Below are 22,707 nucleotides of genomic sequence, written 5' to 3' on the forward strand. Positions count from 1 at the left end.
AGAATACGAAGTTCGTCCAATGACTGACCCATTGATCTAACCAATGAAATTACACTCTGATCGTCCTGCCTTGCCCCGCTTCGCCATGCCTTCCCGTCGCAGCCTGATCGGCGCCGCCGTGCTGGCGCTTTGCGCCAGCCACGCTCAAGCCGTCGCTCCCTTCGTCGTGAAGGACATCCGGGTCGAAGGCATCCAGCGGACCGAGGCAGGCACGGTGTTCAGCTACCTGCCGGTACGCGTCGGCGAAACCTTCGACGACGACAAGGGCACCGCTGCGATCAAGGCCCTGTATGCCACCGGCTTCTTCAAGGACGTGCGCCTGGAAGAAGAGAACGGCGTGCTGGTCGTGCTGGTGGAAGAACGTCCCGCCATTTCGAGCGTGGACTTCACCGGCACCAAGGAATTCGAGAAGGACATGCTGGTCAAGGCGCTGAAGGAAATCGGCGTCGGCGAAACCAAGATCTTCGACAAGGCATCGGTCGACCGCGCCGAGCAGGAACTGAAGCGCCAGTACCTGTCGCATGGCCTGTACGGCGTGAAGATCACCACCACGGTCACCCCGATCGAGCGCAACCGCGTGACGATCATGTTCAACGTCGACGAAGGCGATGCCGCCAAGATCAAGGGCATCAACATCGTCGGCAACAAGGCCTTCTCCGACAAGCAGCTGCGCGAACTGCTGCAGCTGAATACCTCGGGCTGGTTCACCTGGTATTCGAAGGCCGACCAGTATTCGAAGCAGAAGCTGACCGGCGACCTCGAGTCGATCAAGTCCTGGTACGCCAACCACGGCTACCTGGAAGCGACCGTCGAATCGACCCAGGTCGCGATCACCCCGGACAAGAAGGACATCTACCTGACCATCAACATCACCGAGGGCGAGAAGTACACCGTCACCGGCGTCAAGATGGAAGGCGAGACCTTCGGCCGCGAACAGGAACTGAAGCAGCTGATCCTGCTGCGTCCGGGCGCGACCTATTCGGGCGAGCTGCTCGAAGCCTCGAACAAGCGCATCTCCGACCGCCTGGCGAGCTTCGGCTACGCCTTCGCCAATGTGAACGCGAACCCGGAAATCGACCAGGCCAAGCACGAAGTCAAGTTCACCTTCATCGTCGATCCGGGCAAGCGCGCCTACGTGCGCCACATGACGATCTCGGGCAATACCATCACCCGCGACGAAGTCATCCGCCGCGAATTCCGCCAGTTCGAGAGCTCGTGGTACGACCCGAACCGCGTGAAGCTGTCGCGCGACCGCGTCGACCGCCTCGGCTACTTCAAGGACGTGACCGTCGAGACCCCGGAAAACCAGGGCACCACCGACCAGGTCGACGTCAATATCGCGGTCACCGAAAAACCGACCGGTAACTTCATGATCGGCGGCGCGTTCTCGCAGGCCGAGAAGTTCACCTTCACGGCTTCGGTCACCCAGGCCAACTTCGCCGGCAGCGGCAACACGGTCGGCGTCGAACTGAACACCAGCAAGTACAACCGCACGATCTCGTTCGCGCAGACCAATCCGTACTTCACCGACGAAGGCGTGTCGCGCGCCTTCCAGCTCTACCTGCGCACCTCGCGTCCGCCGGCGCTGAACATCGGTTCCTACACCGTGCGCCAGATGGGCGGCAACCTGACCTTCGGCGTGCCGTTCTCCGAAACCGACACCGTCTACTTCGGCGCCGGCCTCGAACGCACCAAGCTGGAAACCGACGACAGCTCGCCGACGCTGTACAAGGAATTCGTGCGCCAGAACTCGAGCGACAAGCTGACCAAGCAGACCGGCGTGGGCACCGCGACCACCGATGCGATCCCGTTCACCGTGGCCTGGGGCCGTGACTCGCGCGACAGCGCCATCACGCCGACCCGCGGCCGCTACCAGCGCGCCAACTTGGAGATCGACCTGATCGGCGACGCCAAGTACTACCGCGCGATCTACGAACACCAGTGGTACCGTCCGCTGACCCGCTGGATGACCCTGGCCCTGAAGGGCGAGCTGGACATCGGCGGCGGCCTGAAGGGCCACGCCTACCCGGTCTTCAAGAACTTCTACGGCGGCGGCATCGGTTCGGTGCGCGGCTACGAGAGCTCGTCGCTGGGCCTGGTCGACCCCTACACCCTGGACGCCCTGGGCGGCGCGCGCCGCGTGATCGGCAACGCCGAACTGCAGTTCCCGTTCCCGGGCAGCGGCACCGACCGCTCGCTGCGCTGGTTCACCTTCGCCGACACCGGCCAGGTTTATCAGGAAGGCCAGCGCATGCGCCTCGACCAGCTGCGCTACTCGGCGGGTATCGGCCTGTCGTGGATTTCCCCTGTGGGTCCGCTCAAGTTGAGTTATGCTAAGCCCTTGAACGCCAAGCCGGGCGACCGCCTGGAACGCTTCCAGTTCCAGATGGGTACCGGCTTCTGACAAGGATTGCGGAGCTCATGTTGGAGATTATGTTGAATAAATCGATAGCCTCGTTGTCCAGGACTCTGGCGCTGGCCGCCGTCTGCGCGGGCGCGCTGCTGCATGTGAATGCACAGGCGCAGGTGCAGGCGCCGACCGGCCGGATCGGCTTCATCTACACCGAAAGGCTGATGACGGAGTCGCGCCTGGCAAAGTCGGCGGACGAGAAGATCCAGGCCGAGTTCTCGAAGCGCCAGAAGCAGGTCGACGACATGGTCAAGCGCTTCAAGACGGCGCGCGAGAAATTCGACGAAGACGCGCCGAAGCTCAACGACATCGACCGCACCCGCCGCACCCGCGAGCTGCTCGACATGGAGAAGGACGTCCAGCGCATGCAGCGCGAGTTCAACGAGGACCTGCTGCAGCGGAAGAACGAGGAACGCGCCGCCATCGCGCAGCGCGCCTTCAAACTGATCGAACAGGTGGCCGAACAGGAACACCTGGACGTCGTGCTGCAGGAAGCCATCTGGTCCAGCCCGCGCATCGACATCACCGACAAGATCCTCAAGCTGCTCGACAAATAAGCGGCAGCGCACAAGACGAACGCCGGCCGGACGGATGCGCCCGGCCGGCGTATCATTATCAAGATTGACTTCACCTTTTTTACGGAACGACCAGATGGGCACTCGACTGGGTGAATTGGTCGAACGCTTCGGCGGACAGCTGGTGGGAGACCCGAACCTCGAGGTTCGGGGCATCGCACCCCTCGACAGCGCCGACGCTTCGCACATCAGCTTTCTAAGCAACAGCAAACTGCGCGCACTGGCGGCGCAAAGCCGGGCGGCGGCACTGATCGTCGCCCCGCTGGACGACGCCACCGTCGCCGCCACCTACGAAGGCGCGCGCATCGTCACCACCAACCCCTATGCCTACTTTGCCCGCGCCGCGCAGTACTTTGCCGCGCTGGAAGAAGTGCCGCCCCCCTGCGGGGTCCATCCGACGGCCAGCGTGCACGAGAGCGCGCAGATCGACCCGACGGCCCATATCGGCCCGCAGGTGACGGTCGAGGCGGGCGCCCGGATCGCGGCCGGCGCGGTGATCGACGCCGGCTGCTTCATCGGCCGCGAGGCGGAGATCGGCGAGCGCACCCACCTGTTCGCCAACGTGAGCTTCCACGCGCGCTGTAAAATCGGCAAGCGCGGCATCCTGCACTCGGGCGCGGTGATCGGCACCGACGGCTTCGGCTTCGCCAAGGAGAACGGCGTCTACATCAAGATCCCGCAGACCGGCCGCGTGATCCTGGGCGACGACGTCGACGTCGGCGCCAACACCACCATCGACCGCGGCGCCATGGCCGACACCATCATCGAGGATGGGGTCAAGCTCGACAACCAGATCCAGATCGGCCACAACTGCCATATCGGCGCCAACACGGCCATGGCCGGCTGCGTGGGCGTGGCGGGCAGCGCGAAGATCGGCAAGAATTGCACCTTCGGCGGCGCCGCCATGGTGCTCGGCCACCTGGAAATCGTGGACAATGTCCATATCTCCTCGGGCAGCATGGTCTCGCGCTCGGTGCTGGAGCCGGGGCAGTACACCGGCTTCTACCCGCTGGCCAAGAATTCCGAGTGGGAGCGCAGCGCCGCCATCGTGCGCAACCTGTCCTCGATGCGCGAGAAGATCCGCACGCTGGAAAAGCAAATCAAAACCCTGACTGACAACGCAGAACAAAAATGACGACCGAACAAAACCAAGGCGCCAAGACCCTCGCATCTAAAACTCTTGGTATCACCCAGATCAAGGAATACCTGCCGCACCGCTATCCGCTGCTGCTGGTCGACCGCGTGGTCGATTATGAGCTGGGCAAGACCATCACCGCGATCAAGAACGTCACGGTGAACGAGGAATTCTTCAACGGCCACTTCCCGCACCAGCCGGTGATGCCGGGCGTGCTGATGGTCGAGGCGCTGGCACAGACCGCCGCCATCCTGTCCTTCATGACCATGGGCGTGAAGCCGGACGAGAACTCGGTGGTCTACTTCGTCGGCATCGACAACTGCCGCTTCAAGCGCCCGGTCGGCCCCGGTGACCAGCTCAGGATGGACGTCGAGATCCTGCGCAGCTCGCGCGGCATCTGGAAGTACAAGGCGCAGGCTAGCGTCGACGGCAAGGTCGCCGTCGAAGCGGAACTGATGTGCACGATCCGCGCCAACGAATCGGCGGCCGGTTCGGCTAACCCCCAAGCGGCAGCGGGGCAGTAATGAGCGGCCGGATTCACCCGACCGCGATCGTCGATCCGAAGGCGGAGCTGGACAGCTCGGTCGAGGTCGGCCCGTACTCGATCGTCGGCCCGCATGTGCGCATCGGTTCCGGCACCGTGGTCGGACCGCACGTGGTCATCGAAGGCCACACGACGATCGGCAAGGACAACCGGATCTTCCAGTTCGCCTCGCTGGGCGCGGCGCCGCAGGACAAGAAGTGGGCCGGCGAGCCGACCCGCCTCGAAGTCGGCGACCGCAATACCATCCGCGAATTCGTCACCTTCAACCTGGGCACCGCGCAGGATGCCGGCGTGACCCGCCTCGGCGACGACAACTGGATCTCGGCCTACGTCCACCTGGCGCACGACTGCCAGGTCGGCAGCAACACGATCTTCTCGAACAACGCCCAGCTGGCCGGCCACGTCCACGTGGGCGACTGGGCGATCCTGTCGGGCTACTGCGGCGTCCACCAGTTCTGCAAGATCGGCGCCCATGCCTTCATCGGCATGTACACCAGCCTGACCCAGGACGTGCCGCCGTACGTGCTGGTCTCGGGCAATCCGGCCGAGGCCCACGGCGTCAACATCGAAGGCCTGAAGCGCCGCGGTTTCACGCGCGAGCAGATCAACGCGATCCGCGCCGCGTACAAGACCATCTACCGCAGCGGCAAGACGCTGGAAGAAGCGAAGGCGCAAATGACGGAAGAGGCGGCCGAGGGCGGCGAGGGCATGGCGCAGATCCAGGCCATGCTCGACTTCCTCGGCGCCACCACCCGTGGCATCGTCCGCTGATTTGACCGCGCCTGTTCATCTGGCGCTGGTGGCGGGCGAGGTCTCCGGCGACATGCTGGCGGCGCGCCTGATGGCCGGCCTCAGGCCGCATCTGCCCGAGGTCCGCTACTCGGGCATCGGCGGCCCGCGCATGCTGGAGCAGGGCCTGGTATCCGACGTGCCGATGGACACGCTCACGGTACGCGGCCTGCTGCCGGTGCTGATGCGCTACCGCGAACTGAAGGGCATCCAGAACCGCCTGCGCGACCGCTTGATCGAGGAGCGGCCGGCCGCCTTCATCGGCGCCGACTACCCCGGCTTCAACCTGGGCCTGGAAGAGCAGCTGCGGGCGAGCGGCATCCCGACCCTGCACTTCGTCGGGCCGCAGATCTGGGCCTGGCGGGGAGGGCGGATCAAGAAGATCCAGCGCGCGGTCTCGCACATGCTGCTGATCTTCCCCTTCGAAGAAGAGATCTACCGCAAGGCCGGCGTGCCGGCGACCTATATCGGCCACCCGCTGGCCGAACAGATCCCCCTGCAGCCCGACGTGGCGGCGGCCAGGCGCCAGCTCGGCATCCCGGAAGACGCCAGGGTCGTGACCGTGATGCCGGGCAGCCGCATGTCCGAGATCAAGTACCTGAGCGGACCCTTCGCGGGCGCCGTGCAACTGCTGGCCCGGCGCGACAGGAGCATCCGTTTCATCGCGCCGATGGCGGGCGGGCGCCAGAAGGCGTATTTTATGCAGATGATGGCGAAGGCCGGGCTGCAGGATCTGATTGGCTCCGGCGTGCTCGAGCTGATCGACGGCCAGTCGCACGCGGCCATCGCGGCGGCGGACGCGGTGCTGGCGGCCTCCGGCACGGCGACGCTGGAAGTGGCGCTGTTCAAGAAGCCGATGGCGATCGCCTACAAGGTGGTGCAGGCCGAGTGGCTGCTGATCCGGAACATGGGCTACCTGCCGTGGATCGGGCTGCCGAACATCCTGGCGCGCGAGTTCGTGGTGCCGGAATTCCTGCAGCACGCGGCCACGCCGCAAGCCCTGGCGGACGCGGTCTGGTTCCAGCTGACGGACGAGGCGAATCGCCGGCGCCTGCAGCAGCGCTTCCTCGACATGCACCACAGCCTGCTGCGCAACAGCGCCGAGGCCAGCGCCCAGGCGGTGCTCGAGGTCATAGGACAAGGATAATGAGCAAGAAGAAGTTCGATTTCTATCCGGGACTGCCCGCCAGGGGCCGTCCCTTCACCATTTCCGACGTCGTCTGCGGCGTGGACGAGGCCGGCCGCGGCCCACTGGCCGGCCCGGTGTTCGCCGCCGCCGTCATCCTCGACCCCAGGCGGCCGATCGAGGGCCTGCGCGATTCCAAGAAGCTGACCGAGGCGCGCCGCGACGAGCTGGCACCCATCATCCGCGAACAGGCACTGGCCTGGGCCATCGCCGAGTGCTCGCACATTGAAATCGACACGCTGAACATCCTGCAGGCGACCATGCTGGCGATGCGCCGCGCGGTCGAGCAGCTGGGAACCCTGCCGACCATCGCCCTCATCGACGGCAACCGCTGCCCGCAGCTGCCCGAGGCGATCCGCGCCCACGCCGTGGTCGAGGGCGACGACAAGGTGCACGCCATCTCGGCCGCCTCGATCCTGGCCAAGACCGCGCGCGACGCCGCCCTGGTGGCCCTGCACGAAACCTGGCCGCAGTACGCCTTCGACCAGCACAAGGGCTATTCGACCGCCCTGCATCTGGAGCGCCTGCGCCAGCATGGGCCATGCCCGGTGCACCGCCGCTCCTTCGCGCCGGTGCGCGCGCTGCTGCAGGCCGACCTGCTGGCGCATTTCGAGGTCGATCCGGCATGAAGACCGTCAGTTCGCGCGACAACCCCTTCTACAAGGACCTCAAGCAGCTCGCCACCAGCTCGCAGGCGCGCCGCAAGGCCGGCCGCTCGCTGCTGGACGGCGTCCACCTGTGCCAGGCCTGGCTCGACCTCAAGGGCCTGCCTGCGCATTGCGTGGTGTCCGAGGATGCGCTGTCGAATCCGGAGGTGGCGGCGATCGTCGCCCGCGTCGAGGCCGATCGCGGCTTCGTCACCGCGCTGCCGGACGCCCTGTTCGGCGCCATCAGCCAGGTCGAACACGGCGTCAACCTGGTGTTCGTGGTCGAGACCCCGGCGCCGCGGGTGCCCGATGTGCTGGGCGAATCGGCGGTGCTGCTGGACGGCGTCCAGGACCCCGGCAACGTCGGCTCCATCCTGCGCAGCGCCGGCGCCGCCGGCATCCGGCAGGTATGGTGCAGCCCCGGCACCGCCTTCTGCTGGTCGCCGAAGGTGCTGCGCGCCGCAATGGGCGCCCACTTCGTGCTGGAGATCTTCGAGAACGTGGAGCTCGCGCCTGTGGTGCGCAAGGCGCAGGTGCCGGTGCTGGCGACCAGCGGCTATGCCGCCGACTGCCTGTACGACGTCGAGCTGTCCGGGCCGGTGGCCTGGATCCTCGGCCATGAGGGGCAGGGCGTGTCGCAGGAGCTGCTGGACCTCGCCAGCCGGCGCGTCGCCGTGCCGCACGCCGGCCAGGTGGAGTCGCTGAACGTGGCGGCCTGCGCGGCGGTGTGCTTTTTCGAGCAATTACGGCAAACCAGGCAACAGCCGCAGCGCCGGGCATAGACGGCACCGCCTGCGCCATGTACCCTTGGGGCTGGGCAAGCGGAGTCGAAATGGACACAATGCAGTCAGCTTTACAGAACCTACATTTCCTGGTGGCGGAAGCCGAACCGGTGCAGCGCCGCGCGCTGATCGAGGCGCTCGGCCAGCTGGGCGCGAGCCGCGTCACCGACGTCCCCGACGGCCCCACCGCGCTGCGCACCCTGCAGGCCGGCTTCACGCCGAAAGTCGACGTCGCCGTCATCGACCTGGCCCTGGGCGGCATGGACGGCCTCGAACTGCTGCGCGCGATCGCCGCGCTGAAGTCGAGCGTTCGCCTGATCGTGGTCGGCGCCCAGCCGGCCAGCGTGCTGTTCTCGGTCGAGACCCTGGCCCAGGCCTACGGCGTCGAGCTGCTGGGCACCATCGCCAAGCCGGTCTCCAGCGCCAAGCTCAAGACCCTGCTGGACAATCTCCAGCCCGCGGCGCGGCCGCGCGCGGTGGCCAGGACGCCGGCGTTCAGCTTCGCCGAAGTCGGCGCCGGCCTGCAGCAGCGCCAGTTCGAACCCTTCTTCCAGCCCAAGATCGAGCTGGCCACCGGCCAGGTCAAGGGCCTCGAGACCTTCGCGCGCTGGCGCCATCCCGAGCACGGCGTGCTGGGTCCGGGCGCCTTCATCGACGCGCTGGAGCAGAACAACCGCGTCGACTTCCTCGACTGGACCATGATCGAGCTGTCGGTCGAGCGCTGCCGCCAGTACCACGACCAGGGCATCCCGATCTCGATCTCGCTGAACCTGGCGCCCGAGACCCTGGCGCATCCGAACTTCATCCGCCAGGTGTCGTCCTGCATGAAGCGCCACGGCGTGATGCCGGACTATCTCACCTTCGAGATGACGGAATCGTCGATCCTGAAATTCGACGTCGACTTCATCGAACGCCTGGTGCGCCTGCGCATGATGGGGTTCGGCCTGGCGATCGACGACTACGGCACCGGACGCTCCAACCTGCAGCTGCTGGCGCGGATCCCGTTCTCGGAACTGAAGATCGACCGCTCCTTCGTCGACGGCGCATCGAAGAAGCGCCCGCTGGGCACCGTGCTGAAATCCTGCCTGGGACTCGCGCACAGCCTGGACCGCATGTCGGTGGCCGTGGGGGTGGAGACGCGCCAGGACTGGGACTTCCTGCAGGGGCTGGGATGCACGTATGCGCAGGGCTACCATATTGCCAATCCGATGGAGGCGGGCGCCTTCCCGGGTTGGCTGGAAGACTGGCGGCACTTTTTCTAAGCGTTGGCCGAGGGGTCCGAGCGCACACGCGAAAACCGGACTCTGACCCCTCCGCCGCCTAGTACTCCCGACGATCCGGCTTGATCTCCTGGAGTATGGTCGTCGAAATCTCTTCGATCGACTTGGTGGTCGACGACAGCCAGCGGATCCCCTCGCGCTGCATCAGGGTCTCGGCCTCGTTCACCTCATAGCGGCAATTCTCAAGCGACGCGTATTTGCTGCCGGCCCGCCGTTCGTTGCGGATCTCGGCCAGGCGCTCCGGCGTGATCGTCAATCCGAACAGCTTGTGCTTGAAGGGCGGCAGTGCCGAGGGCAGGCGGCCGCGTTCGAAATCGTCCGGGATCAGCGGATAGTTGGCGGCCTTGATCCCGTACTGCATCGCCAGGTACAGGCTGGTCGGGGTCTTGCCCGAGCGCGAGACGCCGACCAGGATCACGTCCGCATCCGCCAGGTTCTTGTGCGACTGGCCGTCGTCATGGGCCAGCGAGAAGTTGATGGCCTCGATGCGGCTCTTGTATTCCTCGCTGTCGACCACGTTGTGGATGCGGCCGATGGTGTGGGTCGACTTCACGCCCAATTCCTGTTCCAGCGGCGCGACGAAGGTCTGGAACAGGTCCATGTGCATGCCCTGGGCGGCGCGGATCACGGCCGAGAGATCGTGCTTCACGAGGGTCGAGAACACGATCGGACGCTGGTTGTCCGACAGCGCGACTTCGTTGATGCGGCGCGCCGCCTCATACGCTTTCTCGATGGTATCGATGAAGGGCAGGCGGATCTGGCGGAAGCGCATTTCGAACTGGCTCAGCACCGCGTGGCCGAAGGTTTCGGCCGTGATGCCGGTGCCGTCGGACACGAAGAACACGGTGCGCGCGCCGCTCGGGGTGGTGGGGGTGGTCAAAGAGGTCATGGTGCCTGTTTGCTAAGATGATGACAAAGTTGCAGCCGGCGCACTGTGAATCAGGCCGGCGCGCGGTAAAATGCTCGGCAACGGTTTTTGGATTGTGCTGCACGGCGCGAAGAATAACAAGAAAACACCGCCGCCCGGCACCGCCAGCGAAAGATTTCCATCATCAAAAAAGGTGTTTCATCATGACTAACCTGTCTACTGCAGCATTGAAGACACTTGACCCCGCGGCGTCGGGTGAAAGCGTCTACGTCGCTTCCTTCGAAAACCTGCGCATGACCGACGTCGAGTCGGTCGGCGGCAAGAACGCCTCGCTGGGCGAGATGATCAGCCAGCTGGCCGAAGCCGGCGTGCGCGTGCCGGGCGGCTTTGCCACCACGGCCGACGCCTTCCGCGACTTCCTGCGCCACAGCGCCGATGGCGGTCCTTCGCTGGGCCAGCGCATCGCGCAGCGCCTGGAAAGCCTGGACGTCGACGACGTGCGCGCCCTGGCCGCGGCCGGCGCCGAGATCCGCCAGTGGATCGTCGAGACCCCGTTCCAGCCGCGCCTGGAGCAGGAGATCCACGCCTTCTACGACCGCCTGGTGGCCGATTCGGACACCGAGGTCTCGTTCGCGGTGCGCTCCTCGGCCACCGCCGAAGACCTGCCGGACGCCTCCTTCGCCGGCCAGCAGGAAACCTTCCTGAACGTGGTCGGCATCGACAACGTGCTGGAAGCCATGAAGCACGTGTTCGCCTCGCTGTACAACGACCGCGCGATCTCCTACCGCGTGCACAAGGGCTTCACCCACGCCGAGGTCGCGCTGTCGGCCGGCGTGCAGCGCATGGTCCGTTCCGACACCGGCGCGGCCGGCGTCATGTTCACCATCGACACCGAGTCGGGCTTCAAGGACGTGGTCTTCATCACCTCCAGCTACGGCCTGGGCGAGACCGTGGTGCAGGGCGCCGTCAACCCGGACGAGTACTACGTGCACAAGCCGATGCTTGAGCTGGGCAAGAAGCCGGTCATCCGCCGCAACATCGGCTCGAAGCTGATCAAGATGGAGTTCACCAAGGAAGCCAAGGCGGGCCGCTCGGTGCAGACCGTCGACGTGCCGGTCGAGCTGCGCAACCGCTACTCGCTGAACGACGAGGAAGTCGTCGAGCTGGCCAAGTACGCCGTCATCATCGAGAAGCACTACGGCCGCCCGATGGACATCGAGTGGGGCAAGGACGGCCGCGACGGCAAGCTGTACATCCTGCAGGCGCGTCCGGAAACCGTGAAGTCGCAGCAGAAGGCCGGCGACGCCCAGCAGCGCTTCAAGCTGAAGGGCACCGGCACCGTGCTGGCCTCGGGCCGTGCGATCGGCCAGAAGATCGGCGCCGGTCCGGTGCGCGTGATCAGCGATCCGTCCGAGATGGAACGCGTGCAGCCGGGCGACGTGCTGGTGGCCGACATGACCGACCCGAACTGGGAACCGGTCATGAAACGCGCCTCGGCGATCGTCACCAACCGCGGCGGCCGCACCTGCCACGCGGCGATCATCGCGCGTGAGCTGGGCGTGCCGGCGGTGGTCGGCTGCGGCGACGCCACCGAAGTGCTGAAGGACGGCACCTTCGTCACCGTCTCCTGCGCCGAAGGCGACGAAGGCCGGATCTACGACGGCCTGCTGGAAACCGAGGTGTCGGAAGAAGTGCGCGGCGAACTGCCGCCGCTGAAGACCAAGATCATGCTCAACGTCGGCAACCCGCAGCTGGCCTTCGACTTCCAGTCGGTGCCGAACGGCGGCGTCGGCCTGGCCCGCCTCGAGTTCATCATCAACAACAACATCGGCGTGCACCCGAAGGCCATCCTCGAGTACCCGAACATCGACGCCGACCTGAAGAAGGCCGTCGAGTCGGTCGCCCGCGGCCACGCCTCGCCGAAAGCCTTCTACGTCGACAAGCTGGCCGAAGGCGTGGCGACCATCGCCGCCGCCTTCTGGCCGAAGCCCGTCATCGTGCGCCTGTCCGACTTCAAGTCGAACGAGTACAAGAAGCTGATCGGCGGCTCGCGCTACGAGCCGGACGAAGAGAACCCGATGCTGGGCTTCCGCGGCGCGGCGCGCTACCTGGCCGAAGACTTCGCCGAGTCCTTCGAGATGGAATGCATGGCCATGAAGCGCGTGCGCGAAGAAATGGGCCTGACCAACGTCGAGATCATGATCCCCTTCGTGCGCACCCTCGGCCAGGCCGAGAAGGTCATCGCGCTGCTGGCCAAGTACGGCCTGAAACGCGGCGAAGGTGGAGGCGAAGGCGGCCTGCGCGTGATCATGATGTGCGAAGTCCCGTCGAACGCCATCCTGGCCGAGCAGTTCCTGCAGTACTTCGACGGCTTCTCGATCGGTTCCAACGACCTGACCCAGCTGACCCTGGGCCTGGACCGCGACTCCGGCATGGAGCTGCTGGCCAAGGACTTCGACGAGCGCGACCCGGCCGTGAAAGCCATGCTCTCGCTGGCCATCAAGGCCTGCCGCGCGCAGGGCAAGTACATCGGCATCTGCGGCCAGGGTCCTTCGGACAACCCGGACTTCGCGCAGTGGCTGGTGGAACAGGGCATCGAGTCGATGTCGCTGAACCCTGACTCGGTGATCGATACCTGGAAGAAGCTGGCGGCGATGTAAGCAAGTTAGCGTTCGCCAGAACCCCCGCCCTTGTTGCACAACGGCGGGGGTTTTTCATTGGGGGCGCGGGTCAAGCCTGCGGCTGAAACGCAATCACCGCCATCCCCGCCAGCGCCAGGCCGGCACCGACCAGGTCGAAGCGGGTCAGCGCGATCCCGTCCACGAAGCGCAGCCACAGCAGGGCGACGGCGATATACATGCCGCCGTAGGCCGCATAGGTGCGGCCGGCGGCGCTCGGGTGCAGGGTGAGCAGCCAGGCGAACAGCGCCAGCGAGACGCAGGCCGGCAGCAGCAGCCAGGCGCTCCTGCCGGCCTTCAGCACCAGCCAGGGCAGGTAGCAGCCGAGGATTTCGGCCAGCGCCGTCAGTGCGAACAGGGCTGCGTATTTGGCGGCGAGGAGCATGTCGGTCGTGTCAGGCTGAACTGGCTAAACGGGCAATGCGATTTTCGCGAGCACGGCGCGGGCATCGACCACCGCGTTGCGGCCGCCGGCCTTGGCCGCGTAGAGGGCGGCGTCGGCGCGCGACAGCATGGCATCGATGCTCTCGCCCGGATGCAGGGTGGCGGCGCCGATGCTGACCGTGTAGCCGACGCCGATGTGGTCGTCCTCGCCCGGCGTGCGGTCGAGGCCGCGGCGCAGGCGCTCGGCCACCAGCAGGGCCGTCTCGGCGGCGGTATCGGGCAGCAGCACCGCGAACTCTTCGCCGCCCAGGCGGGCGACGGTGTCGATGCTGCGTACCACCGCGCCGGTGCGCTCGACGATGTCGGCCAGCACCTGGTCGCCGGTGGCGTGACCGTGGGTGTCGTTGATGCGCTTGAAGTAATCGACGTCGAACAGCAGCAGCGACAGCGGGCTGCTGCGGCGCTGGGCGCGCGCCAGCTCGCGCTCGGCCACCGCGAAGAAGGCGCGGCGCGAGTGCGCGCCGGTCAGGTGGTCGTGGTTGGCCGCGTGCTGGGCACGCGCGATCAGGTCGGCGTTCGCCATCATGACGGCGCCAAGTGTCAAGCCCGGCAGGGCAAGCGCCCCGGCCGCGAAGAACACCATGCCGACCGCGACTTCATTCCACGGCAGGACAACGCCGGCCAGCTGGACGCCATACACCAGCGCGCGCACCAGCTGTACGGCGGCATTCGCAAGCGCAGCGTACATCGTGAACAGGATCGGATAGCGCCGCGCCGATCTTTTGAGCGCCTCACGCAGCAGCATGGCCAGCTCGAGCTGCAACGCGCTGTGCAGGAGCGACATCGAAATTACGCGTCCCGGCAGCGTGTCGATACCATGGTGGAGGGCGACAATGAGAAACAGGCCCAGCGCCACGAACCCGCCCAGGCGCAACCACGAAATCTCCAGGCCCAGGTGGCGCCGGAATCCGGCCATGAGCATGACTGCGGTGCCGAGCAACAAGGCGTTCGCGACTTCGATCGTCAGGAATGCAGGGACGATTCCGCGCGCCGCGAACAGCGGCAGCGACAACACCGCCAGGGCGTTACCCGCGCACCACTCGCGAATACCGAGCGCGCCGCTGTCGCGCAGCGAAAACAGCACGAGCAGCATGACGGCGGAAAGCGCCATCGTTACCAGCAGAAGGCTTACGACGGTCAACATGGAGGGGTAGGGCAAGGGAAGGATAGATTTCCGTATGGTATCAAAAATTGACGAAAAATTGACATCAAACCCCCTTTGCATATCAATTTTCGTCCCCAAAATGGTGCAGAAGCAACTATAACGTTGACTCCTCGTACAGACGCGATAGACTAGGGATAATGAATTGTCTATTCAAGTCATCATCGAAACCGCAAAAGACATAGCGAACCCTCGTCACCCAAGCCGGGAGACGGGGGTTTTCGACTTTTTCAGGCAAGTGGGAAGAGAAGGAGGAAACCATGGCTGAGTGGATGGGCTGGCTCGTCGCCGCCGGCGTGCTCGTGATCCTGGAGCTGTTCACCGGGACGTTTTATCTCTTGATGATCGCCATCGGACTGGCGATCGGCGGGCTGGTGGCCCTGCTTGGCGCCGGCGGTCCCGTGCAGACCATCGCGGCGGCCGGGGTCGGCGTGCTGGCGACCGCGCTGCTGCACCGTTCGCGCTTCGGCCGGCCGGCCAGGCACGACGCCGCGCGCGACCGCAACGTCAACCTCGACATCGGCCAGCGCGTGACGGTGCCGGGCTGGGACAACGGCCGCGCCCGCGTGATGTACCGCGGCGCGATGTGGGACGTCGAGCTGGGCCAGGGCGCCACGCCGCAGGCCGGCGAGTACCGCATCGTCGAGGTGCAGGGCAGCCGGCTGGTGGTGTCGAATGCGGTTTCGCATTCATAAGATTTGCTTAAGATAACAACTCATCTATAAGGGATGCTCATGGAATTTTCATTCGGTACGGTGGCACTGGTGATCTTCGTCATCGCGCTGGTCTTCGTGTTCAAGACCATCAACGTGGTGCCCCAGCAGCACGCCTGGGTGGTCGAGCGGCTCGGCAAGTACCACGCCACGCTCGCGCCCGGACTGAACATCGTCGTGCCCTTTGTCGACCGCATCGCCTACAAGCACAGCCTGAAGGAGATTCCGCTCGACGTGCCGCCCCAGGTCTGCATCACCAAGGACAATACCCAGCTGCAGGTGGACGGCATCCTGTACTTCCAGGTGACCGACGCCATGCGCGCTTCCTACGGCGCCTCGAACTACATCCAGGCCATCACCCAGCTGGCCCAGACCACGCTGCGTTCCGTGATCGGACGGATGGAGCTGGACAAGACCTTCGAGGAGCGCGACCACATCAACACGACCATCGTCAACGCGATCGACGAGTCGGCCGCCAACTGGGGCGTGAAGGTACTGCGCTACGAGATCAAGGACCTGACGCCGCCGGCCGAGATCCTGCACTCGATGCAGCGCCAGATCACCGCCGAGCGCGAGAAGCGCGCCCTGATCGCGGCCTCCGAGGGCCGCCGCCAGGAAGCGATCAACATCGCCAGCGGCGAGCGCGAGGCCGCCATCGCCCGGTCCGAAGGCGAGAAGCAGGCCGCCATCAACCGCGCCCAGGGCGAGGCGGCCGCCATCGTGGCGCTGGCCGACGCCAGCGCGACCGCGCTGCGCCAGGTGGGCGATGCGATCCGCAGCCCGGGCGGCGTCGACGCCGTCAACCTGCGCGTCGCCGAAGAGTATGTCCACGCCTTCGGCAACCTGGCCAAGACCAACAACTCCATCATCGTGCCGGCGAATCTGGGCGAGATGAGCGGCCTGATCGCGAGCGCCCTGCAGATCGTCAAGGTGCAAAAGTAATGCGGGTGGTGGTCGTCACCGGCGGCTCGGACGGCATCGGCGCCGAGATCGCCCGCCGGCTGGCGGCGCGGGACGGTGCCGCGGGCGGTCGAAACTTGGCGTTGGTGCTGGGCGCGCGCGACCGCGAAAAGCTGGAGCAGGTGGCAGGCCAGTGCGCGGCCCTCGGCGCACAGGCGCTTGCGGTGCCCACCGACGTCGCCGACCCGGACCAGTGCCGGCGCCTGATCGACATGGCCGAGCAGCGCTTCGGCCGCATCGACGTGCTGGTCAACAATGCCGGTCGCTCGGCCCATGCCTTGTTCGAGGAAGTGCCGGATCTCGGCTGGTACGAAGAGCTCATGCGCATCAACCTGTGGGGCAGCGTGTGGTGCACCCAGGCCGCCTTGCCGCACCTGAAGGCGGCGCGCGGACGGATCGTCGCCGTGTCTTCGCTGGCCGGCCTGATCGGCGTGCCGGGACGCACCGCCTACAGCGCCAGCAAGTTCGCGATGACCGGCTTCTTCGAGGCCCTGCGCGCGGAGCTGAAGGGCGCCGGCGTCTCGGTCACGATCGCCTATCCGGGCGTGGTCGATACCCGGATCCGCTACCGCGGTTTCAACGCCCTGGGCCAGGAGATGGGCAGCAGCGGCCTGCGTGAGGAGGGCGCGATGACGGTGCAGGAATGCGCGCGTCTGATCGTCGACGGCATGGAAGCGCGCCGGCGCGAAGTCGTGATGACGGCCAAGGGCAAGCTTGGCCGGCTTCTCAAACTTCTTGCGCCGGGCCTGGTGGAGAAGATGGCGCTGGCGGCATTGAAGGACGAGGTCAAGCCGCTCTAAGCCATCAGAAATCGACGCTGGCCGACACGCTCACGTTGCGCGGCGCGCCCAGCACCAGGTAGCCGGCGCCCGGATAGCCGCCCGCCGAGGCCCAGTAGTTGCGGTCGAAGGCATTGTCGATGCGGGCGCGGAAGCTCACGTCGCGGTCCATGATGCGGGTGAGGTAGTTCGCGCCCAGGTCGAAGCGGCTCCAGGACGGCAGCTGCTGGGTGTTGGCGGCGTCCGCGTACTGCTTCGAGGTGGTGACGGCGCGCGCGTTCAGCGACAGGCCCGGCACCTGCGCGATGTCCCATTCGGCGCCCAGGTTCAGCTGGGTCCCGGGCACGCCGATCGCATCCTTGCCCTGGTTGACGCCGCCGGCGGTGCGGCGCTGTTCGGCGTCCAGCAGGGTCAGGCCGCCCAGCACGCGCAGGCCGTGCATCGGCATGCCGAACACGGACAGCTCGAGGCCGCGGTTGCGCTGCTCGCCGAAGATGCCGAACACGCGGTTCTCGACATAGGCCATCGGCTGGGCGGTGGTGAAGACGGCCGCCGTCATGCCCAGTTTGCCGCTGTCGTACTTCACGCCGATTTCCTTCTGGCGCGAGGTGTAGGGCGCGAAGACCTGGCCCTGGTTGATCGGCACCACGGTGGAGCCGGAAGCGGTCGGGCCCTGCTGCAGCGCCTCGGCATAGTTCGCGTACAGCGACAAATTCTTCATCGGCTTGTAGACGATGCCGGCGACCGGGGTGTTGGCGCTTTCGTCGTAGGCGGCGTTCTGCAGGCCGCTCGTGTAGTCGTAGCTGGTGTCCTTGATGCGCTGGTGGCGCAGGCCGACCGTGATGCGCAGCGCGTCGTCCAGCAGGGCCATCGAGTCGGCGATCGCGTAGCTGCCGAGGATGGACTTGTGGGTCAGCAGCGGATGGTCCATCGAGCCGCCGGTGAAGAAGGTGGGCGAGGGCGCCGTCACGTCGACCGGGCGATACAGATTGGTCGGCCAGCCGGCGAAGTCGCTCATGCCGTAGGCGTTGAAGGACTTCATCTCGAAGCCTGATGCGCTGGCGCTGATGGTGTGCCTGACCGGACCGGTGCGCAGCTCGCCGCGCACGCCGACTTCGCCGGTGCGGGTGCGGTCGTCGCGTACGTTGTCGAAGCGGCCCATGTTCAGACCGCCGTTGTTGTCGGTGGTGGTGGTCGTGGTCAGCGCGTTGAACTCGCTGCCCTTGCGGGCGCCGAAGGCGGCCCAGCCGGTCAGGTTCGGGGCCAGGTCGACCTCGCCGCGCAGGGTGCCGAAGGTGTCGCGCTCGTTGGAGTGGGTCCAGGGCTGGGCGAAGTTGTGGCCGGCTTCCGGCGCGGCGGGCACGGCCAGGCCGGCGCCGACCGTCACGCTGGGACGGGCGTTGTCGAGGATGTGTTCCTGGAAGCCGACGTCGGCCGACATGCGGTAGTTGTTGCCGCGGTAGTCCATGCCCACCGACAGCACGTTCAGCTGGCGCGATTCGCGGTCGACGGCGGTGTCGCCGTCGCGGCGCACGGCGTTCACGCGAATGCCGGCGCGATCGCCTTCGCCGAAGCGGCGCGCGACGTCGAAGGCGCCAAGCACCTGGCCGCCCGATTCCACCCCCAGTGTCACCTGGTCGAGCGGGTGGTTCGGCGCGCGTTTCGGCACCAGGTTGACGGCGCCGCCGATGCCGCCGCCGCCCGGGGCCGCGCCGTTGACGAAGCTGTTCGCGCCGCGCAGGATCTCGACGCGTTCCAGCAGTTCGGAGGCCACGAACTGGCGCGGCAGCAGGCCGTACAGGCCGTTGTACGCCATGTCGTCCGAGTTCACGGCAAAGCCGCGGATCACGTACAGCTCCTGGAAGTTGCCGAAGCCGCGCGCCACCCGCACCGAAGGATCGTTCTGGACCACGTCGGCCACGCTGCGGGCCTGCTGGTCCTGGATCAGGGCCTGGGTGTAGTTGGTGGCATTGAAGGGGGTGTCCATGATGTCGGCATTGCCCAGCAGGCCGAGACGCCCGCTGCGCGCCACCTGGCCGCCGGCATAGGCCGCGGACAGGCCCTGGGCCGATGCGTCGGCCGAGGCGCTCACGACGACGGTGGCGATGCCGGGCTGGGTGCCGGGTTGCGCGTCCCGGGAAGCGGGAGCGGTCTGGGCGTGGGCGATGGAGCTTGCCAGCAGCAGGGCGCCGAAAGCGGCCGGGGTCAGGGTGGTGCGGGGGAGTGCGTGGTTCTTCATGACATTCTTGCTTTTGATGAGAATAATTCTCATTATATCCATCGTGCTTGATTTCGTAAATGAGAACTATTATTATTTAGCCTCATCCGCAAGCTCGCGCCACCGTCTCCGTCCTTCATGTCCCCCGCAAACCTCCGCCGCTGGTCCTGGATCCACAAATGGAGCAGCCTGGTCTGCACCGTCTTCATGCTGCTGCTTTGCCTGACCGGCCTGCCGCTGATCTACCACCACGAGATCGGCCACCTGCTGGGTAACGAGGTCGAGCCGCCGGCGCTGACGGCGCAACAGCCGGCGAATCCGCCGCGCGCCGACCTGGACAGCGTGATCGCCGCCGGCAAGGCACGCTATCCGGACAAAGTGATGATGTATATGTCGCAGGAGGCCGACCAGCCGGCGCTGTGGTTCCTGACCATGGGCAGGCATGCGAACGATCCGGACTTCGTCTCGATCGCGATCGACGCCCGCACCGCGCGCTACGTGGCCGAACCGCCGATCGAGGGCGGGGCGGTGATGGCCTTCCTGTTCCACCTGCACGTCGACCTGTTCGCCGGCGTGCCGGGCAAGCTCTTCCTCGGCTTGATGGGTCTGTTGCTGGTCCTTGCGATCGGCTCCGGCGTGGTGCTGTATGCGCCCTTCATGCGCAAGCTGGAATTCGGCGCGGTCCGCCACGGCCGTACGGCGCGCCTGAAATGGCTGGACCTGCACAACCTGCTCGGCATCGTGACCCTGGTGTGGGCCCTGGTGGTGGGCGTCACCGGCGTGGTCAACACCCTGGCCGACGTGCTGCTGCAGGTCTGGCAGTCGACCGAGATCGCGGCCATGGTCAAGCCCTATGAAGGGTTGCCGCCGCCCGCGAAGCTGGCGTCGATGGAAGAGTCGGTGGCGCACGCCCGGTCGCTGCAGCCGGGCATGAAGGTCGGTTTCATCGCCTTCCCGGGCACCCCCTTCGCCAGCGCGCATCACTATGGCGTCTACATGCGCGGCGACCAGGCCCTGACCGCCAAGCTGGTCAAGCCGGTGCTGGTCGACGCCGGTACCGGCCAGGTGACGGACCAGCGCACGCTGCCCTGGTACCTGAGCACCCTGCTGCTGTCGCAGCCGCTGCACTTCGGCGACTACGGCGGCGCCGGCATGAAATTCCTGTGGGCGCTGCTCGACCTGGCGACCATCGTCGTGCTGGGCAGCGGCCTGTACCTGTGGCTCAGGCGGGGCCGCGCGGCCAAGGCGAAGGCTGGGGATGAGGCGCGCGTACGGGCGGCGGGACAGCCTGCGCTGGCGCGCGAAGGAGAGCCGCGATGAGCGCCTTCCGTTCCTTGTGGGGCATGCCGATCCTGCTCGGCGTGCTGACCGCGGTCGGGCTGGTGGCGGGACTGCTGGGCGATGGCTGGTGGGATGTCGCGGCCGTGATCTGCCTCGGGATACCGGTGGCGGTGGGCGCGTGGCATATCGGGAAACCCCGCTAGGGTGGGCACGGTGTGCCCCCAGCGGCATGCATACCTGCGCTTTAATTTTCTGTTAAGCATACTCCCGCCAAACCATCGTATAAGGTGGATGAGAACAATTCCAAGGAGCCCGCAGTGAAGAACTTCGTCCGCAACAACAAAGGCTTCCTGGCCTTTCTGGTCCTGTTCGGCGTGTTCCGCTCGGCGGTGGCGGACTGGAATCCGATTCCCTCGGCCTCGATGCACCCCAATCTGTTGGAAGGCGACGTGGTGCTGGTGAACCGCATGGCCTTCGATTTGAAGGTGCCGCTCACCGACGTGGTGGTGGCGCGCATGGGCGAGCCGGCGCGCGGCGACATCGTCACCTTCCGTTCGCCGAAGGACGGTATTCTCCTGATCAAGCGCCTGGTGGCGCTGCCCGGCGACACCGTCGAAATGCGCAACGAGCGCCTCTACATCAACGGCAAGGGCGCGGACTACGGCATGGTGGCGGAGTCGCTGGATTCGATCCAGGGCGCGACCCTGCGCGCGCTGCAGCTGTCCGAATCGATCGAAGGCGGCAAGGGCTGGCGCCGCCACATCCAGGTGCTCCCGGACGTGGTTGCGCCGCGCACCTTCGGCCCGCTGCGGGTGCCGGACGGCCAGTACCTGATGCTGGGCGATAACCGCGACAACAGCGCCGACTCGCGCATGATCGGCCTGGTGCCGCGCAAGCTGCTGGTCGGACGCGCCGAGCGCGTGCTGGTGTCGGCCGACTACCAGGGCAACTGGATGCCGCGCACCGAGCGTTTTGGCATGTCCCTCTACCATGTAAACTGATTGTCGTTACAATCCCGCCTTTGGTTTAGCGAAGGCGATGTAGATGCAAAGACTGTTGACGGTGATCCTGGCCTGCCTGGGTATGGTGGGCGCGCTGGCGATCGATACCTATCTTCCCTCCATTCCCGCGATCGGGCGCGCCTTCGCCGTCGGTCCGGTGGCCGTGCAGCAGACCCTGAGCGTGTTCCTGTTCACGTTCGCCTTCATGATGCTGTTCTACGGGACCCTGTCCGATTCCTTCGGCCGCCGTCCCGTGATCATGGTGGCGCTGGTCATGTACACCCTCGGCTCGGTCGGCGCCGCGCTGGCGCCCACCTTCGGCTGGCTGCTCGCCTTCCGCGCGCTGCAGGGCTTGTCGGCGGGCGCGGGCTCGGTGATCGGCCAGGCCATCGTCCAGGACCGCTTCAGCGGTGCCCAGGCCCAGAAGATGATGTCCCACATCATGATGGTGTTCGGCCTGGCGCCGGCTATCGCGCCGGTGCTGGGCGGCTGGCTGCACGTCACCTTCGGCTGGCGCGCCACCTTCTGGTTCCTGGCGCTGTTCGGCGCGCTGATGCTGGTCCTGTGCTGGCGCCTGCTGCCGGAAAGCCTGCCGCCCGAAAAGCGCCACGCCTTCCATGGCGTCGCCATCGCCCGCAACTACCTGAAGGTGCTTGGCCATCCGCAGTTCCTGCTGCTGTCGCTGTCGGTGGGCCTGGCCTTTGGCGGCCTGTCCCTCTACATCGGCTCGGCGGCCAACTTCGTGATGGAGATCCTGCACCTGCCCGAAACCGCTTTCGCCTGGATGTTCATCCCGCTGATCAGCGGCATGGTGATCGGTTCGGCCTGGGGCGGCAAGCGCGCCGGCAGCCATGCGCCGGCAACGATGCGCGCGATCGGCTTCGGCCTGATGCTGCTTGCCTGCGTGCTGAACGTCGGCTATACCGCCTGGGCCGGCGCCGCCGTCGCCGTGCCCTGGGCCGTGCTGCCGCTGATGGTGTACACCTTCGGCCTGGCGGTGGCTATGCCGGCCATCCAGGTGGGCGCGCTGAGCCTGTTCCCGGACAACCGCGGCCTGGCCTCCTCGATGCTGGCCTTCATCCAGATGATGTCCTTCGCGCTGGTGTCGGGACTGGCCGCGCCGCTGCTGTTCGGCAGCGCCTTCAAGCTGGCCTGCGGCGTGACGGTGGGCCTGGCCGGCAGCTACGCGGCGGCGGGCCTGGCGGGCCTGGCGGCGCGCGACGTGCATACCCAAAAGTGATGTGCGGGCGGCGCC

The 22,707-nt window shown here is 66.3% G+C and carries 21 protein-coding genes; 17 read left to right on the top strand and 4 right to left on the bottom strand.

Features of this window, described 5'->3' with window-relative positions:
- Positions 1-43: 43 nt before the first annotated feature.
- The 9 genes from bamA to AB4Z32_RS03525 all read left to right on the top strand — a co-directional run bounded on the left by bamA (position 44) and on the right by AB4Z32_RS03525 (position 9,330).
- Complete coding sequence (bamA, locus tag AB4Z32_RS03485; RefSeq protein ID WP_441934394.1) at positions 44-2,404, top strand: outer membrane protein assembly factor BamA; 2,361 nt, start codon at positions 44-46, stop codon at positions 2,402-2,404.
- A 53-nt stretch (positions 2,405-2,457) separates the two neighbouring features.
- Positions 2,458-2,967 (top strand): OmpH family outer membrane protein, encoded by a 510-nt coding sequence (locus AB4Z32_RS03490; protein WP_441934396.1) that lies wholly within the window; start codon positions 2,458-2,460, stop codon positions 2,965-2,967.
- 94 nt (positions 2,968-3,061) lie between these two features.
- Entirely contained in the window at positions 3,062-4,120 is a 1,059-nt protein-coding gene (gene lpxD / locus AB4Z32_RS03495; RefSeq protein ID WP_441934398.1) for a UDP-3-O-(3-hydroxymyristoyl)glucosamine N-acyltransferase, read from the top strand.
- Entirely contained in the window at positions 4,117-4,644 is a 528-nt protein-coding gene (gene fabZ, locus AB4Z32_RS03500) for a 3-hydroxyacyl-ACP dehydratase FabZ (protein WP_441934400.1), read from the top strand. The genes lpxD and fabZ overlap by 4 nt, the downstream gene beginning before the upstream one ends.
- Complete coding sequence (gene lpxA, locus AB4Z32_RS03505; RefSeq protein WP_441934402.1) at positions 4,644-5,435, top strand: acyl-ACP--UDP-N-acetylglucosamine O-acyltransferase; 792 nt, start codon at positions 4,644-4,646, stop codon at positions 5,433-5,435. The genes fabZ and lpxA overlap by 1 nt, the downstream gene beginning before the upstream one ends.
- Positions 5,419-6,600: a lipid-A-disaccharide synthase gene (gene lpxB, locus AB4Z32_RS03510; RefSeq protein ID WP_441934404.1), complete on the top strand. Its 1,182-nt coding sequence runs from the start codon at positions 5,419-5,421 to the stop codon at positions 6,598-6,600. Before lpxA ends, lpxB begins: the two co-directional genes overlap by 17 nt.
- Entirely contained in the window at positions 6,600-7,268 is a 669-nt protein-coding gene (rnhB, locus tag AB4Z32_RS03515) for a ribonuclease HII (protein ID WP_441934406.1), read from the top strand. The genes lpxB and rnhB overlap by 1 nt, the downstream gene beginning before the upstream one ends.
- On the top strand, positions 7,265-8,068 hold the full coding sequence (locus AB4Z32_RS03520; RefSeq protein ID WP_441934408.1) for a TrmH family RNA methyltransferase: 804 nt from the start codon (positions 7,265-7,267) through the stop codon (positions 8,066-8,068). The genes rnhB and AB4Z32_RS03520 overlap by 4 nt, the downstream gene beginning before the upstream one ends.
- Positions 8,069-8,127: 59 nt before the next feature.
- Positions 8,128-9,330 (top strand): EAL domain-containing response regulator, encoded by a 1,203-nt coding sequence (locus AB4Z32_RS03525; RefSeq protein WP_441934410.1) that lies wholly within the window; start codon positions 8,128-8,130, stop codon positions 9,328-9,330.
- A gap of 58 nt (positions 9,331-9,388) precedes the next feature.
- Here AB4Z32_RS03525 and ppsR read toward each other — a convergent pair whose 3' ends face one another.
- Positions 9,389-10,237 (bottom strand): posphoenolpyruvate synthetase regulatory kinase/phosphorylase PpsR, encoded by an 849-nt coding sequence (ppsR, locus tag AB4Z32_RS03530; RefSeq protein ID WP_441934412.1) that lies wholly within the window; start codon positions 10,235-10,237, stop codon positions 9,389-9,391.
- 272 nt (positions 10,238-10,509) lie between these two features.
- Here ppsR and ppsA point away from each other — a divergent pair, with 272 nt between their 5' ends.
- On the top strand, positions 10,510-12,876 hold the full coding sequence (gene ppsA, locus AB4Z32_RS03535) for a phosphoenolpyruvate synthase (protein WP_441934462.1): 2,367 nt from the start codon (positions 10,510-10,512) through the stop codon (positions 12,874-12,876).
- Positions 12,877-12,946: 70 nt separating this feature from the next.
- Here ppsA and AB4Z32_RS03540 read toward each other — a convergent pair whose 3' ends face one another.
- Both AB4Z32_RS03540 and AB4Z32_RS03545 read right to left on the bottom strand, forming a co-directional pair.
- A complete protein-coding gene (locus AB4Z32_RS03540; RefSeq protein WP_441934414.1) occupies positions 12,947-13,279 on the bottom strand; it encodes a YnfA family protein in 333 nt (110 codons plus the stop codon).
- Between the two features lie 24 nt (positions 13,280-13,303).
- Complete coding sequence (locus AB4Z32_RS03545) at positions 13,304-14,482, bottom strand: GGDEF domain-containing protein (RefSeq protein WP_441934416.1); 1,179 nt, start codon at positions 14,480-14,482, stop codon at positions 13,304-13,306.
- Between the two features lie 278 nt (positions 14,483-14,760).
- On the opposite strand from AB4Z32_RS03545, the gene AB4Z32_RS03550 reads away from it, so the two are divergent.
- The 3 genes from AB4Z32_RS03550 to AB4Z32_RS03560 are packed head-to-tail and all read left to right on the top strand — an operon-like array spanning position 14,761 to position 16,973.
- Entirely contained in the window at positions 14,761-15,195 is a 435-nt protein-coding gene (locus AB4Z32_RS03550; protein ID WP_441934418.1) for an NfeD family protein, read from the top strand.
- 39 nt (positions 15,196-15,234) lie between these two features.
- On the top strand, positions 15,235-16,155 hold the full coding sequence (locus AB4Z32_RS03555; RefSeq protein ID WP_441934420.1) for an SPFH domain-containing protein: 921 nt from the start codon (positions 15,235-15,237) through the stop codon (positions 16,153-16,155).
- Entirely contained in the window at positions 16,155-16,973 is an 819-nt protein-coding gene (locus tag AB4Z32_RS03560; protein WP_441934421.1) for an SDR family oxidoreductase, read from the top strand. Before AB4Z32_RS03555 ends, AB4Z32_RS03560 begins: the two co-directional genes overlap by 1 nt.
- 4 nt (positions 16,974-16,977) lie before the next feature.
- On the opposite strand, the gene AB4Z32_RS03565 is transcribed toward AB4Z32_RS03560, so the two are convergent.
- Positions 16,978-19,191 (bottom strand): TonB-dependent receptor, encoded by a 2,214-nt coding sequence (locus tag AB4Z32_RS03565; RefSeq protein WP_441934423.1) that lies wholly within the window; start codon positions 19,189-19,191, stop codon positions 16,978-16,980.
- Between the two features lie 117 nt (positions 19,192-19,308).
- Here AB4Z32_RS03565 and AB4Z32_RS03570 point away from each other — a divergent pair, with 117 nt between their 5' ends.
- From AB4Z32_RS03570 to AB4Z32_RS03585, 4 genes are all read left to right on the top strand, one after another.
- Positions 19,309-20,490, top strand: coding sequence for a PepSY-associated TM helix domain-containing protein (locus AB4Z32_RS03570; RefSeq protein WP_441934425.1), 1,182 nt, complete (start codon positions 19,309-19,311; stop codon positions 20,488-20,490).
- Complete coding sequence (locus tag AB4Z32_RS03575; RefSeq protein ID WP_441934427.1) at positions 20,487-20,654, top strand: hypothetical protein; 168 nt, start codon at positions 20,487-20,489, stop codon at positions 20,652-20,654. Before AB4Z32_RS03570 ends, AB4Z32_RS03575 begins: the two co-directional genes overlap by 4 nt.
- 114 nt (positions 20,655-20,768) lie before the next feature.
- Positions 20,769-21,452, top strand: a complete 684-nt coding sequence (gene lepB, locus AB4Z32_RS03580) for a signal peptidase I (protein WP_441934429.1) — start codon at positions 20,769-20,771, stop codon at positions 21,450-21,452.
- A 43-nt stretch (positions 21,453-21,495) separates the two neighbouring features.
- A complete protein-coding gene (locus tag AB4Z32_RS03585; protein WP_441934431.1) occupies positions 21,496-22,692 on the top strand; it encodes a multidrug effflux MFS transporter in 1,197 nt (398 codons plus the stop codon).
- Positions 22,693-22,707: the final 15 nt, after the last annotated feature.

This window comes from Massilia sp. 2TAF26 (assembly GCF_052115005.1).
Classification (GTDB): domain Bacteria; phylum Pseudomonadota; class Gammaproteobacteria; order Burkholderiales; family Burkholderiaceae_D; genus Telluria.